The organism is Streptomyces sp. NPDC054932, from assembly GCF_053610205.1.
Window position 1 is genome coordinate 44202 of the sequence record NZ_JBSGXU010000029.1, and the last position, 16483, is coordinate 60684.

Genomic DNA, 16483 nt, shown 5'->3' on the forward strand with positions numbered 1-16483 from the left:
GTGTACAATTACCCCCCCACCCCCCCTACCGAAGGGTGGACTACCGCGATCCCACGATGCGGCCGGTGACCTCGCCGAGGCCGACGCGCGTGCCGTCCGGGCCGGGGGCCCAGGCGGTCAGGGTGACGGTGTCCCCGTCCTCCAGGAAGGTGCGCTTGCCGTCGGTGAGCTCGATGGCGTCGCGGCCGTTCCAGGTGAGCTCCAGCAGCGAACCGCGCTGGCCGACCTCGGGACCGCTGACGGTGCCGGAGCCGTAGACGTCGCCGGTGCGCAGGGAGGCGCCGTTGACGGTCATGTGGGCGAGCTGCTGGGCGGCCGTCCAGTACATGGAGGCGAAGGGCGGCTGCGCCACCTCCTGCCCGTTGATGGAGACGGTGATGTGCAGGTCGAAGCCGCCGGGGCGGTCGAGGGCGGCGTCGTCCAGGTAGGGCAGGAGCGGGAAGTCCCGGGCGGGCGGGGTGACGCGGGCGGCGTCCAGGGCCTCCAGCGGGGTGACCCAGGCGGAGACGGAGGTGGCGAAGGACTTGCCGAGGAAGGGGCCGAGCGGCACGTACTCCCAGGCCTGGATGTCCCGCGCCGACCAGTCGTTGAGCAGGAACAGCCCGAAGACGTGGTCCTCGAACGCGCCCAGCGGCACCGGGGTGCCCAGCTCGGAGGGGGCGCCGACGACGAAGCCGACCTCCGCCTCGATGTCGAGCTTGACGGACGGGCCGAAGACGGGCGCCGGGTCGGTGGGCGCCTTGCGCTGCCCGCAGGGGCGTACGACATCGGTGCCGGAGACCACGATGGTGCCGGAGCGGCCGTGGTAACCGATGGGGAGGTGCTTCCAGTTGGGCGTCAGCGCGTCGCCGTCCGGGCGGAACATCCTCCCGACGTTGGTGGCGTGGTGCTCGCTCGCGTAGAAGTCGACGTAGTCGGCGACCTCGTACGGCAGGTGCAGGGTGACCTCGTCCAGCGGCAGCAGGTGCGGCTCGACCGTGGGGCGGTGGCCGGGGTCGGTCACCCAGGCGGTCAGCGCACGGCGGACGTCGCGCCAGGCGGTGCGGCCGGCGGCCAGCAGCGGGTTGAGGGAGGACCGGCCGAGCAGCCCGGCGTACGGGGAACCGAGCGCGGCCGCGGCCGCCCCGGCGTCCAGCACGTACCCGCCGATGCGCACACCGATCCGGCGGCGGTCTTCCGCGGCGGTCGAGAAGACGCCGTAGGGGAGGTTGTGCGGCCCGAACGGGTCGCCCTCGGGGACATCGAGGGGGCTCTGCTGGGGCATGGGGTACTGCCTCGCTTTCGACGCGGTCCGGGGGTGTCCCGGTAGACACGGTGCGGGACACGCTACTCAGGATCCGGCGGGAAAGCGCGGGTACCCCGTCGGAGATGAAACACACCCCGGGACGACGCCTGTGGTCAGGTATCCACAGTTCCGGTCATATCTGATCTTTTGGTGCGTGCTGTCGATCGGGGGCTCTACGGTCGGGTTGTGCACTTCCCTGTCCAGCTCGACGCAGGAGCGCGTCAAGTGACGGATGGGGCGTGGGTGAGGCCGGATTCGGGCTCTATTTGTAGGACTTGTCCAAAGGGGTCCGTATCCTTGGCGCCGTGACTTCCGCCCCGCCTCCGGCCCTTCCCTATGCCTTGATCGCCACCGACCTGGACGGGACTCTGCTGCAAGCCGGGGACACCGTCTCCACCCGTTCGTACGAGGCGCTCGCGACGGCGCGCGCGGCCGGTGCCCAGCACATCATCGTCACCGGACGCCCGGTCCCGCAGGTCCGACACGTCCTGGACGGGCTCGGCCACACGGGGCTGGCGGTGTGCGGGCAGGGCGCGCAGGTGTACGACGCGGCGCGCGGGCGCCTGCTGCACTCCGTGTCCATGGACCGGGAGCTGGCCGACGTGGCCCTCGGCAAGATCGAGGCGGAGGTCGGCGAGGTCTACGCGGCGGTCAACCAGGAGGGCCTGGACGCGGAGATGCTGATAGGGCCCGGCTACCGGATGTGGCACCCGCACCTGCCCACGGTCCGCGTCCCGCGCCGGTCGGACCTGTGGGCGGCGCCGATCAACAAGGTGCTGCTGCAGCACCCGGAACTGGACGACGACGAGCTGACACGGGTGGCCCGGTCGGTGGTCGGGCATCTGGTGAACGTCACGATGGCGGGCGAGCACACGGTGGAGCTCCAGCCGCCGGGCATCGACAAGGCCAGTGGGCTCGCGCGGGCGGCGGAGGTCCTGGGCGCGTCGCCGGACGGGACGATCGCCTTCGGGGACATGCCGAACGACATCCCGATGTTCGCGTGGGCCGCCCACGGGGTGGCGATGGCCAACTCCCACCACGAACTGGTGGCCGTCGCCGACGAGATCACCCTGTCGAACGAGGCGGACGGCATCGCGGTGGTCCTGGAGCGGCTGTTCGGCTAGCCCGGGGCCGCTGCGCGGAGCCTCTCCCCGCCCCGCCCCTTCTCCGTTTCCCGGGCTCTGCCCGGACCCGCGCCGGCCGGCCTAGCCCGCCGCCCGCGGCAACCGGCGCTCCCACGTGCGGTGGAAGACCACCTCGTCCCCGTCCCGGCACACCACCTCGTTCGACGTCAGGAAACCGCCCTCGTCGCAGGCGGTCTCCGAGCGGGTCTCCACCCGTACGTCCCAGCCCAGTTCCGGCCGGTGGAGCCGGATCCGCCACCGCGAGTGCGCCCGCGCCGACAGCGCGTCCGCGTCCTGGATCTCGTACACCTCCTCCGCGTCCTCGCTGAACTCCAGGCCGTCCGGGTACACCCGGGTGCCCCCGTACCGCGGGTCCACCTCCAGCCGCCACGTACCGCGCGCCACGTCCCGTACGACCAGCCGTTCCGGGCGCGGTTCGTCCAGCGTCGCCGGGAAGGCGACGCCCAGCGGCTCCGCCTGCTCCGGGGCCTCGAAGACGATCCCGCCGTCCGACGCGGACGCGGCCCGCACCGGCAGGGTGAGCGCGCTGCCCGCCGGGTCCAGGGTCCAGCCGGCCTCGGACCCGGCCCGCGGCCAGATCCACGGCCAGTACGCGGAGGACACGGCGAGGCGGATCCGGTGCCCCGGCGCGAAGGCGTGCCCGATGCCGTTCAGCTCGAAGGTGACGTCCTCGTACGAGCCCACCGGCCAGGGGACCGCCCGGTCCCGGCCGCGGCGGGCGGAGAGGTTCAGCGCGCCCCGCGTGACCAGCGTCGAGGAGCCGTCCGGGGCGACGTCGCACAGCCGGGCCACGACCTGCCCGTACGGCACGTCGAGCCGCAGCCGCAGGACCACCGACGGCCGTCCCAGGATCTCCACCGGCTCCTCGCGCCCCACCGGGAACTCGAAGCAGGCCGACTTCGCGTCCTCCTCCCGCTGGTCCGGGGGCAGGTCGGCGTCGTTGCCGAAGGGGAAGAACCGGCCCGCGTCCAGTCCGGTGTGCTGCGGGGAGGCGACGGCCACCGGCGCACCCTGGAACACGTACGGGACGGGGATGACGGACGCCGACGGCCAGGCCTTCTCGCCGACCCAGCGGCCCGGAAGCTCCTCGTACACGGTGGCGGGCGGGTGCGAGTCGCTGATCCAGGTGCGCAGCAGCGGCTCCTCCATCACCCCGTTGTCCGCCCCCTTCAGCCAGTGGTCCCACCAGCGCAGGGTCTCCTGCAGGAAGCCGATGGCCGGTCCGGGCGGCAGTCCGCGGTCCGGGTACTGGTGCGACCAGGGCCCGATCAGACCCCGTACCCGCGCGGACGGCAGGTGCTCCACCAGCCGCAGCACCGTGTCGCGGTACGGGTCGTGCCAGCCGCCGACGGCGAGCACCGCCGCGCCGATGGCCGAGTAGTCCTCGCAGACGCTGCCGTGGCGCCAGTAGGCATCGCGCGTCTGGTGCGAGAGCCAGGTGTGGATCAGCGGTTCCACCGCCTCCAGGCGCTCCAGCCACTGCCGGCGCCAGCCGTCGCCGACGAACTGCGGGTCCGGCGGCCGGGAGGCGAAGGCGAGCATGGTCGCCGCCCACGCGTGCATGTCCACGGCGAGCACCGAGCCGCCCATGTAGTGGACGTCGTTGTCGTACCGGTCGTCCGTCGAGCAGACGGTGACGACCGCCTTAAGCGGCTCGGGGGCCAGGGCGGCGATCTGGAGGGAGTTGAATCCGCCCCAGGAGATCCCGAACATCCCCACCGACCCCGTGCACCACGGCTGCTCCGCCAGCCACTCCACCACCGCGACCCCGTCGGCGAGCTCGCGGGCGTCGTACTCGTCGCCGGGCCGGCCGCCGCTGCACCCGTGCCCGCGCACGTCCACCCGTACGGAGGCGTAGCCGTGCCCCGCGTACCAGGGATGGCGCTGCCAGTCGCGGGGCGCGGTCCAGTCGGTGAGCCGGTACGGGAGGTACTCCAGCAGGGCCGGGACCGGATCGTCGGTCACGGGTCGCCAGATCCGGGCGTACAGCTCCACTCCGTCGGGGAGTGGGATCCGGACATCCTCGTGGGTGGTCCCGTACGGAAAATCGGTGCGGATGATCATCGGGTTCTGCCACCAATCGCCTCGGCCGCAGCCTCAGTGGACGGGGTGCATCGTGCGCCGCAACCACGGCGCCAGTGCGGGGGAGAGGAACCGGAGCGCCGTCGTCAGCCGTCCGACGGCCGCCGGAAGGGTGGCGGGCGCGGCGAGGGCGGGGCACCCGCCGGAGATCCGCCACGCGGCTCCGTACGAACCGAGGATGCGGTCGGCGAGCCATCCGTCGGCGACGCGGACGAGGTGGACCATGGTCCCGTGGGCCGCCGGGCGGCGGCCGGTCGGCCTCCGGATCCGCCGGTTCGCCCATTTCGGTCGTAGTTTTGGACAAAACGCATTCTCCGGTTGTTTCGGCTCCTCCAGAACATACCGGTGCACATCGGGCAGTGCGCGGGTGGTGGCCGGGAAGGCGCTCTCGGTGATCGAAAACAGACCCGATACGCTGGCTTGAGTGATGGCAGCGACACATCGACAATCCATGTGATCGTCAGCGTGATCGTCAGCAGACAGGAGTACCCCTCGTGACCGTCGTCGGGCCGTTCGGACTGAGCGTGCGGGACCAGGCTCTTGAGACCGATGTCCAGGCCGGACTGGCCGCCGTCGAGGCGGGTCTGCTGGAAGCCACCAAGAGCGAAGTCCCCTTCATCACCGAGGCCGCACAGCACCTGGTCCGGGCCGGAGGCAAGCGGTTCCGGCCGCTGCTGGTGATGCTCGCGTCCCGTTTCGGTGATCCCTACGCGCCCGGCATCGTGCCGTCCGCCGTCGTGGTCGAGCTCACGCACCTCGCCACGCTCTACCACGACGACGTCATGGACGAGGCGGACGTCCGCCGCGGGGTGGAGAGCGCCAACGCCCGCTGGGGCAACTCGGTGGCCGTCCTCACGGGTGACTTCCTGTTCGCCCGTGCGTCGCACATCCTGGCCGACCTCGGGCCGGAGGCCGTGCGCATCCAGGCCGAGGCCTTCGAGCGGCTGGTGACGGGCCAGATCCTGGAGACGGCCGGTCCGCGCGACGGCCGCGACCCCGTCGCCCACTACCTCGACGTCATCGCCGGCAAGACCGGCTCGCTGATCGCGGTGTCCGGCCGCTTCGGCGCGCTGATGTCCGGTGCCGACGAGTCGGTCGTCGACATCCTGACCCAGTACGGCGAGCGGCTCGGCACCGCCTTCCAGCTCGCCGACGACGTCCTCGACATCGCCTCCGACGCGCACGAGTCCGGCAAGACCCCGGGCACCGACCTGCGCGAGGGCATCCCGACGCTGCCCGTGCTGCGGCTGCGCGAGATGGCGGCCCAGGGCGGCGACCCGGCGGACCTGGAGCTCGTGGGCCTCCTGGACGGGGACCTGACGGACGACGCCCGCCACGCCGAGGTGCTCACCCGGCTGCGGGCGCACCCCGCCCTGGAGCGGGCGCGCCGCGACACCATCCAGTACGCCGAGGACGCGCGGGCCATGCTCGCGCCGCTGCCCGAGTGCTTCGCCAAGTCGGCGCTCGAAGAGCTCTGCGACGCGGTGGTGCACCGCGCCGGCTAGCGCCCCCGGAACGGGCCCTTCCGTCCCGACGACCCCTACGGGTCGGGGGAGGAGGGGCCTTTCCATGTCATCCCACGGGCGTACGCCGAGTTGCGTCCGGGGACTGACGCCCCAGCGCCGCCGATTTGGTCAGATGGAGTCATCAAACCCCACCAGATCGGGTGAGCGCGGCGACACGGGGGTCACCGCAGTCGACACAGAGGGCAGGGCACTGACATGGCACCGAACACCAAGACTTCTCGCAAGGCCGCCCGGTACGCCGTACCGGTCGCGGTGGCGGGAGTGGCCGCGGCGACCGTTGCGTTGGTCCCGGCCTTCGCGAACGCCGCTGGACCCGACCTGCCGAAGGTGACGGCGCAGCAGCTGATCGAGAAGGTCGCGGCCTCGGACGTGCAGCAGCTGTCCGGCACCGCCCGGATCACCACTGACCTGGGTCTGCCGAAGATCGCCAGCGGGCTGCTCGGCGGCGGTGGCGTCGCGGGCGGCTCCGCCCACCCGGAGGACAAGGTCGCGCAGCTGGCGAACGGCAGCCACACGCTGCGCGTCGCGGCCGACGGACCGGACCGCCAGCGGCTGACCTTCCTCGACGGCAAGGACGAGTACAGCCTCATCCACAACGGCAACGACGTGTGGGGCTACGACTCCAAGTCGAACGAGGTCTTCCACGAGAAGAACGCCGAGGCGGGCAAGGGCGGCGGCAAGGAGCACAAGACCGGCGACCGGCTGGCCGCCTCTCCGCAGAAGTTGGCCGAGGAGATCCTCGCGGCCGCCGGCCCCACCACGGACGTCAGCGTGGGCGAAACCGCGCAGGTGGCCGGGCGGGACGCCTACCAGCTGGTGCTCAAGCCCAAGCAGAGCGGCTCCACGGTCGGCACGGTCCAGATCGCGGTGGACGCGAAGAACGGCGTGCCGCTGCGCGTGCAGCTGCTCTCCGCGCAGGGCGGCAAGCCGATCGTGGACGCCGGCTTCACCAAGGTGGACTTCGCCAAGCCGTCCGCGGACACCTTCGCCTTCACCCCGCCCAAGGGCGCCAAGGTGACCGAGGGCGCGGACGGCGCCGGCAAGGGCAAGGACGACGCGGACGGGCACTGGAAGGCGCTGGAGTCCTTCCCGGGCCTCGGTGACCTGGCCGGCGGCGCCAACGGCAAGGGCGACGTGAAGGTGCTCGGCGAGGGCTGGTCGACCATCGCCCGGATCGACTCGGGCCAGGGCCGGAGCCTGAAGGACCTGGAGAACGACAAGAACGCCCCCAAGGAGGCCAAGCAGTTCCTCGACTCCCTCGGGGACAAGGTCAAGGGGCAGTTCGGTGAGGGCCGCGTCCTGTCGACCCGCCTGGTCAACGCCCTGGTCACGGACGACGGCAAGGTCTACGTCGGTGCGGTCACCAAGGACGCGCTGATCAAGGCGGCCGACGCCAACAAGTAGCAGCAGCGGGCAGCCGCCCGACGCGAAGGCACCGCGAGGGTGGGCCGGGACTGTGTCCCTGCCCACCCTTGCGGCATTCGTGCCACCCGTACAGCGCGCCCGCTGTACGGTGTTGGACATGTCGAGACACGTCACCATCCGCCTGGACGAAGACTTCCACGAACGGCTGAAGGCGCGTGCGGCGGCGCTGGGGACGACGGTCACCGCGCTGATCACCGAGGTCACGGAACGCGAGCTCGACGAGGACCGGAAGAACTTCCTCTCCGGCATAGAGGAGTTCGCCGACCACTGGGGCTACTTCCAGGAGCGGTTCGGCAATTGAAGATCACCATGGAGTGGGCCTGGACCGCCCTGGCCCACCATCTCCCGTCCGATCCCGCCGTGTGGGATCCCTCCGGGGTGGCCGCCGCGGTCGCCCGGCACCAGAACGACCTCGTCCTCGTGCCCGAACAGCCCGCCCCGGACACCGCGTGGCGGGCCGCTGCATTTCTGCACACCCTCGCGGTGTGCCCCGCTCTGGAATCCCCGATGAACGAGTTCTACGCGGCCGCCGCGACCCGCTCGTACCTGCGGGTCGCGGGGGCGCGGCAGCTGCCCTCGCCGGAGGAGCTCGGCGATCTGGTGGAGGCGGCGAAGCTGGGCCGCGTGGACATCGCGGCGGTCGCCGAGGAGCTGCGCGCCCGGATCCAGGAGCCGCTGTCGACCTCCTCCACGACGCAGGCCCGCGCCGAGGACGTCTAGGCGCGGACCTGCGGGGGAGCGGGGGGCAGCGGTCAGAAGGTGATCTTCCAGCTGTTGATGTGGCCGACGTCCTGCGCCGCAGCGTCCTTGACCCGGAGGTTCCAGACGCCGTTGGCCACCTCGCTGGAGGCGTTGACCGTGTACGACTGCACGAGGTTGTCGGCGCTGCCGCCGGAGCGGTTGTGCAGGTTGTAGACCGTGCCGTCCGGGGCGACCAGGTCGACCACCAGGTCACCGCGGTAGGTGTGGACGATGTTCACGTCGATCTTGGTGGTCGCGGGCGCGTTGCCCGTCACACCGGAGACCGTGATCGGCGAGGACACCGCCGCCGCGGGGGAGTCCGGGATGTTCACGTCCGCCGTGTTCTCGAAGGACGGGCCGGGCGGGACCGGGGTGGCCGCCCCGAGCGTCCAGATCGCGTAGGCGACGGCGTCGGAGTTGCGGTCCAGGGCGGTGTCGTTGATGTTCGCGGTGTTGTCGCAGGAGGAGTGGTAGCAGCGGTCGAAGGCCTGCCCCGAGGTGCCGCCCCACTTCTGGGCCTGCGCGGCGGACTTGGTGTTGCTGGCGCCGGTGAACAGGCCGCCGACGGGGATGCCCACGTTCTTGAAGGAGGCGTGGTCGGAGCGGCCGTCGCCCTCGGTCTCGATCTCGGTCGGGACGCCGAGGCCCGCGTAGTAGTTCTTGAAGGTCTGCTCGATCGTCGGGTCGTCGTCGTAGACGAAGTAGCCCGGGTTCGGCGAGCCGATCATGTCGAAGTTCAGGTACCCGGAGAACTTGGCGCGCTCGGCGGCCGGCAGGTTGTTGACGTAGTACTTCGAGCCGACCAGGCCCAGCTCCTCGGCGCCCCACCAGCCGAAGCGCAGGTGCTTGGTGGGCTGCAGACCGGCCCGGGAGACGGCGAGGGCGGTTTCGAGGACGGCCGCGCTGCCGGAGCCGTTGTCGTTGATGCCCGCGCCCGAGGTCACCGAGTCCAGGTGCGCGCCGGCCATCAGGACCGAGTTCGGGTCTCCGCCCGGCCAGTCGGCGATCAGGTTGTAGCCGGTGGCACCGCTGGAGGTGAAGGTCTGCAGGGTGGTGGTGAAACCGGCCGCGTCGAGCTTGGCCTTCACGTAGTCGATCGAGGCCTTGTAGCCGGCCCTGCCGTGGGCGCGGTTGCCGCCGTTGTTGGCGGCGATGGTCGAGAGCTGCGACAGGTGGGCCTTGACGTTGGCCAGCGGTATGTCGGGCGGCGTCGGCGCCGCGGTGGCCGCCGTGGGGGCGGCGAGTGCGGCGGGGGCGGTGGAGGCGAACAGGCCCGCGACCGCGAAAGCGGTCACGGCAGCAAGGCGCCGGGAGACGGACAGGCTCATGTGGGGGCTCCGGGATTCCGCGGGGATATGACGGAACGAGTGGGGATAGAGCAGGTGAGCGTTAGTGCGTCAGTGCGAGCCTGATGTTCAGCGAGAGTGTGACTGTCCGTCAAGACCACAATTCGGTCAGGGCCGTTCGGAAAACGGACGATCCCCGGTACGGGTGGTCCGTACCGGGGATCGGGGGTGTGAAGGGTTTGCTGGTGCGTGCTCCGCCGTGCCGTGTGCCGGCCGGACGGGCGGTCCGGTTACGCGGGCTCGTGGGCCGGCGCCGCGACGGTGGCCCGCACGGCCTCCAGCCCGGCCCGGGACCGCCGGGCCGTGCGCAGCGCGTCCCAGGTGAGGATCGCGAGCGCCGCCCACACCAGGGAGAAGCCCGCCCAGCGCTCGGGCGGCATGGCCTCGTGGAAGTACAGGACGCCGAGCCCGAACTGGAACACCGGGGCCATGTACTGGAGCAGCCCGAGCGTGGACAGCGGGACCCGGATGGCGGCCATCCCGAAGAACACCAGCGGGACCGCCGTGACCAGCCCGGTCGCGGCCAGCAGGGCCGCGTGGGCGACGCCGTGCGAGGCGAAGGTGGACTGGCCCTGCGCGCCGAGCCACAGGACGTATCCGAGGGCGGGCAGGAACAGCACGGCCGTCTCGGCGGTCAGCGACTCCAGTCCGCCCATGTTGAGCTTCTTCTTGATCAGCCCGTAGGTGGCGAAGGAGAAGGCCAGGACCAGCGAGATCCACGGCGGCCGCCCGTAGCCGATGGCGAGCACCAGCACGGCGGCGAAGCTGAGGCCGACCGCCACCCACTGCGCGCGGCGCAGCCGCTCGCCGAGCACCAGCACGCCGATGGCGATGCTGACCAGCGGATTGATGAAGTAGCCGAGGCTCGCCTCGACGACATGGCCGTTGTTGACGGACCAGATGTACAGGCCCCAGTTCACGGTGATCACCAGGGCGGCCAGTGCCGTCAGGCCGAGCTTGCGGGGCTGGTGGACCAGCTCCCGTATCCAGCCCCAGCGGCGCAGCGCGAGCAGCGCCAGACCGACCACGGCCAGGGACCACACCATGCGGTGGGCGAGGATCTCGACGGCCCCGGAAGGCTTGAGGAGGGGCCAGAAGAGGGGGACCAGCCCCCACATCCCGTACGCGCCGAATCCGTAGAGCAAACCCGTGCGCTGCTCGTTCTCCGCCTTCACGGGGCCTCCTGTACGACTTCCAGCCAACTTTCACGACGGTAACGCCGCACGGCCCAGATGTCATGCCCGTAATCGGGAGATACTCATGACATCTTTTTGGACACGCCGCACACGACGGAGCCCGGATCCTGTGGGAGGATCCGGGCTCCGTCGCGTACAGCGGAACGTACGCGCTACCCGACCACGGTCCAGGTGTCGTTCCCGGTCAGCAGTGCCCCGAGGTCCCCCTTGCCGCTGCGGTCGATCGCCGCGTCGAGCTGGTCGGCCATGAGGGTGTCGTAGACGGGCCGCTCGGCACTGCGGAACACCCCGATCGGGGTGTGGTGCAGCGTGTCGGGGTCGGCCAGGCGGGAGAGCGCGAAGGCGGTGGTGGCGCTGGCGTTCTTCGCGTCGTGGACCAGGATCTGCGCCTCGTTGGCCGCGGTCACCTCGACGACCTCCAGGTCTCCGGTGGCCGGATTGCGCACCACGCCCTTCGAGTCGTCCGCGCCGAAGCGGATGGGCCGGCCGTGCTCCAGCCGGATCACGGCCTCCAGGGCCTGCTCCCGGTCCTTGAGGACCTCGAAGGCGCCGTCGTTGAAGATGTTGCAGTTCTGGTAGATCTCCACGAGCGCCGTGCCCTGGTGGTCGGCCGCCTGGCGCAGGACCTCGGTGAGGTGCTTGCGGTCGGAGTCGACGGTGCGGGCGACGAAGGATGCCTCGGCGCCGATCGCCAGCGACACCGGGTTGAAGGGCGCGTCCAGCGAGCCCATCGGCGTCGACTTGGTGATCTTGCCGACCTCGGAGGTGGGGGAGTACTGGCCCTTGGTCAGCCCGTAGATCCGGTTGTTGAACAGGAGGATCTTGAGGTTGACGTTGCGGCGGAGGGCGTGGATGAGGTGGTTGCCGCCGATGGACAGGGCGTCCCCGTCGCCCGTGACGACCCAGACGGACAGGTCGCGGCGGGAGGTGGCGAGACCGGTGGCGATGGCCGGGGCGCGGCCGTGGATGGAGTGCATCCCGTACGTGTTCATGTAGTACGGGAAGCGGGAGGAGCAGCCGATGCCCGAGACGAAGACGATGTTCTCCTTCGCGAGGCCGAGTTCGGGCATGAAGCCCTGAACGGCGGCCAGCACGGCGTAGTCACCGCAACCGGGGCACCAGCGGACCTCCTGGTCCGACTTGAAGTCCTTCATCGACTGCTTGCTCTCGGCCTTCGGCACCAGCGAGAGCAGCGTGCGAGCCCCCTCGGTCGCCTCCGTCACCTCAGTCATCGATGGCCTCCTTGAGAACCTTGGCGAGCTGCTCGGCCTTGAACGGCATTCCGTTGACCTGGTTGTACGACTGGGCGTCGACCAGGTATTTCGCCCGGATCAGGGTGGCGAGCTGCCCGAGGTTCATCTCCGGCACCACTACCTTCTCGTAACGCTCCAGGACCTCGCCGAGATTCCTGGGGAAGGGGTTGAGGTGGCGCAGGTGGGCCTGGGCGATGGGGAGTCCGGTGTTCCGCAGCCGGCGGACGGCCGCGGTGATGGGGCCGTAGGTCGATCCCCAGCCCAGGACCAGGGTGGTGGCCCCGGTCGGGTCGTCGACGTCGATGTCGGGGACCCGGATGCCGTCGACCTTGGCCTGGCGGGTGCGGACCATCAGGTCGTGGTTGGCGGGGTCGTACGAGATGTTGCCGCTGCCGTCCTGCTTCTCGATACCGCCGATGCGGTGTTCGAGACCGGGGGTGCCGGGGATGGCCCAGGGCCGCGCGAGGGTTTCCGGGTCCCGCTTGTAGGGCCAGAACACCTCGGTTCCGTCGGCGAGGGTGTGGTTCGCGCCGGTGGCGAACTTGACCTTCAGGTCGGGCAGGTCCGCCACCTCCGGGATCCGCCAGGGCTCGGATCCGTTGGCGAGGTAGCCGTCGGAGAGCAGGAAGACCGGGGTCCGGTAGGTGAGCGCGATCCGGGCGGCGTCGAGGGCCGCGTCGAAGCAGTCCGCGGGGGTCCGCGGGGCCACGATCGGGACGGGGGCCTCGCCGTTGCGGCCGAACATGGCCTGAAGGAGGTCGGCCTGCTCCGTCTTGGTCGGCAGGCCGGTGGACGGGCCGCCGCGCTGGATGTCCACGATGAGCAGCGGAAGCTCCAGCGACACCGCGAGGCCGATCGCCTCCGACTTGAGCGCCACACCGGGGCCGGAGGTGGTGGTCACCCCGAGGGCGCCGCCGAAGGCCGCGCCGAGTGCGGCGCCGATGCCGGCGATCTCGTCCTCGGCCTGGAAGGTCCGCACACCGAAGTTCTTGTGCTTCGACAGCTCGTGCAGGATGTCCGAGGCCGGGGTGATCGGGTAGGAGCCCAGGTAGAGGGGCAGATCGGCCTGCTGGCTCGCGGCGACGAGGCCGTAGGAGAGCGCCAGGTTCCCGGAGATGTTGCGGTAGGTGCCGGTGGGGAAGGCGCGGGTGGCGGGGGCGACCTCGTAGGAGACCGCGAAGTCCTCGGTCGTCTCCCCGAAGTTCCAGCCGGCCCGGAAGGCGACGATGTTCGCCTCGGCGATCTCGGGCTTCTTCGCGAACTTCTGCCGCAGGAAGCTCTCGGTGCCCTCGGTGGGCCGGTGGTACATCCACGACAGCAGGCCCAGCGCGAACATGTTCTTGCTGCGCTCGGCCTCCTTGCGGGAGAGGCCGAAGTCCTTCAGCGCCTCGATCGTCAGGCTGGTCAGCGGCACCGGGTGCAGGCTGTAGGCGTCGAGGGAGCCGTCCTCCAGCGGCGAGGTCGCATAGCCGACCTTGGCCATCGGGCGCTTGGTGAACTCATCCGTGTTGATGATGATCTCCGCGCCGCGCGGCACGTCCGCGATGTTGGCCTTCAGGGCCGCCGGATTCATCGCGACCAGCACGTTCGGGGCGTCGCCCGGGGTCAGGATGTCGTGGTCGGCGAAGTGGAGCTGGAAGGAGGAGACGCCCGGGAGGGTTCCGGCGGGGGCGCGGATCTCGGCGGGGAAGTTCGGCAGCGTCGACAGGTCGTTCCCGAAGGACGCCGTCTCCGAGGTGAAGCGGTCACCGGTGAGCTGCATACCGTCACCGGAGTCACCTGCGAATCGGATGATCACACGATCGAGGCGGCGCACTTCCTTGCCGCCCGGACTCTCCGGGGTGCGCTGTCCACCGACAACCGCACCCCCGGCCCCGTCGGCCTGCTCGGCTGGGCTGCTGACCTGGCTGGTCACTGAACTGGACCTCCTTCGAGGCGTGAGCACCCCCGGAACCAACCCTACGTCGGTAGGGATCAGGCCCCCAGGAGCGACCACATTCTGGACCGTAGGACCGCCCCTTGAGACGGCCCTGCCGGTATGCCGTATCTGACAGAGTGTCAGTCGATCAAGATTTCAGATAGGTGAGAACGGCCAGTACTCGCCGGTGATCCCCGTCACTCGGCGAAAGGCCCAGCTTCATGAAGATGTTGCTGACGTGCTTTTCCACCGCTCCGTCACTCACGACCAGCTGCTTGGCCACGGCCGAATTCGTCCGGCCCTCGGCCATCAGTCCGAGCACCTCGCGCTCGCGCGGGGTCAGGCCCGCCAGTACGTCCTGCTTGCGGCTGCGGCCGAGCAGCTGGGCGACGACCTCGGGGTCCAGCGCCGTACCACCCCGGGCCACCCGCACCACCGCGTCCAGGAACTCCCGCACCTCGGCCACCCGGTCCTTGAGCAGATACCCCACACCGGTACTGGAACCGGCCAGCAGTTCGGTGGCGTACTGCTCCTCCACGTACTGCGACAGCACGAGCACACCTATACCGGGGTGCTCGCGGCGCAGCCGTACGGCGGCCTGTACGCCCTCGTCCGTATGGGTCGGCGGCATCCGCACGTCCGCCACCACCACATCCGGCAGCGCGTCCTCGGCCGCCAGCTCCGCCACCGTCTTGAGCAGGGCCTCCGCGTCCCCGACGCCGGCCACGACGTCATGCCCCCGGTCGGTCAGCAACCGGGTCAGGCCCTCACGCAGCAGCACTGAATCCTCGGCGATGACCACCCGCACCCTGTCTTCCACGACTCAGCAGCTCCCGCGTCCACTCGTTCCCGCACTACCCGACTCAGCCAAGCATCCCAGCCTCGGGTCCCGCTGAAGGCAGAGCCGGGGCAACACGTCGTCGTCCGGGGGGAGTTTTCGAGTACTGGAAGGTCGCATACCGCAAAGGGGTGTTGCGCGCGCCGGGAATGACGGAGGGCCGGACCGCCCGGCCCGGCCCTCCCTCACCCCTGATGAGCTCCTACGCACGCCAGGGCAGCTCGGCCGTGACCGTCGTCCCGCCCCCGGCGGGGGAATCCACGACCAGCACCCCGTCCACGGCTTCCAGCCGCTCGGTCAGCCCCGCCAGCCCCGTACCCTCCCGCGGCGAGGCCCCGCCCCGGCCGTCGTCGGCGACCTGGATCAGCAGCCGCTCCCCGGACTTCCACACGTCCACCGAGGCCGACCGGGCCAGCGCGTGCTTGCTGACGTTCTGCAGCAGCTCCGAGACCGTGAAGTACGCGATCCCCTCGATCGCCGCCGCGGGCCGGGCCGGCAGCTCCACGGCCACCCGTACCGGCACCGTGCACCGAGAGGCGACCGAGGACAGCGCCGCGTCCAGCCCGCGGTCGGTCAGCACGGCCGGGTGGATCCCCCGGGCCAGGTCGCGCAACTCCTGGAGGGCGATCTTCACCTCGCCGTGCGCCTGGTCCACCATGAGGGCGGCGGCCTGCGGATTCTCGGTCAGCTTCTCCTTCGCCAGCCCCAGATCCATCGCCAGCGACACCAGCCGGGCCTGCGCCCCGTCGTGCAGGTCCCGCTCGATGCGCCGCAGGTCGGCCGCCGCGGTGTCCACGACCACCCCGCGGTCCGACTCCAGCTCGCTGACGCGGGTGGCCAGGCTCGACGGCCCGAGCAGCCCGCCGACCATGACCCGGTCGACGGTGGTCAGCGCCCGGATCACCCACGGGGTGGCGAGGGTGATGGCCAGCCCGATCAGACAGGCGAGGGCGATCTCCACCGGCGAGTCGAGGTAGAAGGTGTAGTCGTCGTTCTGGAAGAGCTGCAGACCGGGCTGGTCGGTGTAGACCGGGAAGACCCAGAACCAGAGCGGGTAGAGCAGGTACGCCCACCCGCACGCCCACAGCACCAGCGAGAGGCAGAAGGAGAACACCGCCCACGGGAAGTGGATCACCGAGTACAGCACGTGCCGCCAGGCGCTCCCGCTCTTGAGCAGTGCACCCATGGCGGCGAGCGCCCCGGCCTTCCGCGCCCGGATCGGCGCGGGGTCGGCGATGTCCGTCCCGAGCAGCGCGCGCACCCGGGCCCGCTCCAGGTGACCGAACCCGCGGCACATGGCGAGCACACCGGCGAGTACCGGAACGCCCAGGAAGGTGACGAGCAGTCCGGCACCGAGACTCACACCGGTGACGGCGAGCGAGAAGTACAGCGTGCTCAGCGGCAGCCCGACCAGCAGGTACCCGAACTCCCGCCAGGTCCGCCCCGCGACCGGAGCCAGCAGCGCCGCGCCGATCCCGCCCTTGCCGTTGTCCATGATCCCGACCCGCCCTTCCGGTCCTCCGTTACACCCTCAACCCTGCCGCCCCCCGACCCGCCGGACCATGAGGCGGGTCGGCATCTCCACCGGGGGGTTAACCCCACCCGGCCCGGCCCCGCGGGCGTGCGGGGCGCGGGGCGCGGGGCCCGGGGCCGCCGCCCCGGGAAGCGGCGCCGCGCTCGTCATGCGACCGGGCCCCGTCATGCGACCGGGCCCCGTCATGCGACCGG

At 70.9% G+C, this 16483-nt stretch carries 14 protein-coding genes; 5 read left to right on the top strand and 9 right to left on the bottom strand.

Annotated elements, in window-relative coordinates; all coding sequences use genetic code 11:
* Positions 1-40: 40 nt before the first annotated feature.
* Positions 41-1264 carry a fumarylacetoacetase gene (gene fahA, locus ACWGE1_RS11355; protein WP_453420270.1) on the bottom strand — a complete coding sequence of 408 codons (1224 nt, stop codon included), beginning with the start codon at positions 1262-1264 and terminating at the stop codon, positions 41-43.
* Between the two features lie 326 nt (positions 1265-1590).
* Between fahA and ACWGE1_RS11360 the strand changes: the two genes are divergently transcribed.
* Complete coding sequence (locus tag ACWGE1_RS11360; RefSeq protein ID WP_453420271.1) at positions 1591-2409, top strand: Cof-type HAD-IIB family hydrolase; 819 nt, start codon at positions 1591-1593, stop codon at positions 2407-2409.
* Between the two features lie 81 nt (positions 2410-2490).
* Here ACWGE1_RS11360 and ACWGE1_RS11365 read toward each other — a convergent pair whose 3' ends face one another.
* Together ACWGE1_RS11365 and ACWGE1_RS11370 are read right to left on the bottom strand one after the other, a co-directional pair.
* Positions 2491-4494 (bottom strand): CocE/NonD family hydrolase, encoded by a 2004-nt coding sequence (locus ACWGE1_RS11365; protein WP_453420272.1) that lies wholly within the window; start codon positions 4492-4494, stop codon positions 2491-2493.
* A gap of 33 nt (positions 4495-4527) precedes the next feature.
* Positions 4528-4737, bottom strand: a complete 210-nt coding sequence (locus tag ACWGE1_RS11370; protein WP_453420284.1) for a hypothetical protein — start codon at positions 4735-4737, stop codon at positions 4528-4530.
* A gap of 269 nt (positions 4738-5006) precedes the next feature.
* On the opposite strand from ACWGE1_RS11370, the gene ACWGE1_RS11375 reads away from it, so the two are divergent.
* The 4 genes from ACWGE1_RS11375 (at position 5007) to ACWGE1_RS11390 (ending at position 8183) form a co-directional block, all read left to right on the top strand.
* A complete protein-coding gene (locus tag ACWGE1_RS11375; RefSeq protein WP_453420273.1) occupies positions 5007-6017 on the top strand; it encodes a polyprenyl synthetase family protein in 1011 nt (336 codons plus the stop codon).
* A 216-nt stretch (positions 6018-6233) separates the two neighbouring features.
* A complete protein-coding gene (locus tag ACWGE1_RS11380) occupies positions 6234-7442 on the top strand; it encodes a LolA family protein (protein ID WP_453420274.1) in 1209 nt (402 codons plus the stop codon).
* A 118-nt stretch (positions 7443-7560) separates the two neighbouring features.
* Entirely contained in the window at positions 7561-7764 is a 204-nt protein-coding gene (locus ACWGE1_RS11385; protein WP_326588561.1) for a hypothetical protein, read from the top strand.
* Positions 7761-8183, top strand: coding sequence for a hypothetical protein (locus ACWGE1_RS11390; RefSeq protein ID WP_453420275.1), 423 nt, complete (start codon positions 7761-7763; stop codon positions 8181-8183). Before ACWGE1_RS11385 ends, ACWGE1_RS11390 begins: the two co-directional genes overlap by 4 nt.
* Positions 8184-8215: 32 nt before the next feature.
* Here ACWGE1_RS11390 and ACWGE1_RS11395 read toward each other — a convergent pair whose 3' ends face one another.
* From ACWGE1_RS11395 to ACWGE1_RS11420, 6 genes are all read right to left on the bottom strand, one after another.
* Complete coding sequence (locus ACWGE1_RS11395; RefSeq protein ID WP_453420276.1) at positions 8216-9532, bottom strand: M28 family metallopeptidase; 1317 nt, start codon at positions 9530-9532, stop codon at positions 8216-8218.
* A 248-nt stretch (positions 9533-9780) separates the two neighbouring features.
* Positions 9781-10725, bottom strand: a complete 945-nt coding sequence (gene rarD, locus ACWGE1_RS11400; RefSeq protein ID WP_453420277.1) for an EamA family transporter RarD — start codon at positions 10723-10725, stop codon at positions 9781-9783.
* A gap of 173 nt (positions 10726-10898) precedes the next feature.
* The gene (locus tag ACWGE1_RS11405) at positions 10899-11978 is read right to left on the bottom strand and encodes a 2-oxoacid:ferredoxin oxidoreductase subunit beta (protein WP_453420278.1); all 1080 of its coding nucleotides are present in this window, start codon (positions 11976-11978) and stop codon (positions 10899-10901) included.
* The gene (locus tag ACWGE1_RS11410) at positions 11971-13914 is read right to left on the bottom strand and encodes a 2-oxoacid:acceptor oxidoreductase subunit alpha (RefSeq protein ID WP_453420279.1); all 1944 of its coding nucleotides are present in this window, start codon (positions 13912-13914) and stop codon (positions 11971-11973) included. Before ACWGE1_RS11410 ends, ACWGE1_RS11405 begins: the two co-directional genes overlap by 8 nt.
* A 151-nt stretch (positions 13915-14065) precedes the next feature.
* The gene (locus tag ACWGE1_RS11415) at positions 14066-14725 is read right to left on the bottom strand and encodes a response regulator transcription factor (protein WP_453420283.1); all 660 of its coding nucleotides are present in this window, start codon (positions 14723-14725) and stop codon (positions 14066-14068) included.
* Positions 14726-14957: 232 nt separating this feature from the next.
* Positions 14958-16250 carry a sensor histidine kinase gene (locus tag ACWGE1_RS11420; RefSeq protein WP_453420280.1) on the bottom strand — a complete coding sequence of 431 codons (1293 nt, stop codon included), beginning with the start codon at positions 16248-16250 and terminating at the stop codon, positions 14958-14960.
* Positions 16251-16483 lie beyond the last annotated feature (233 nt).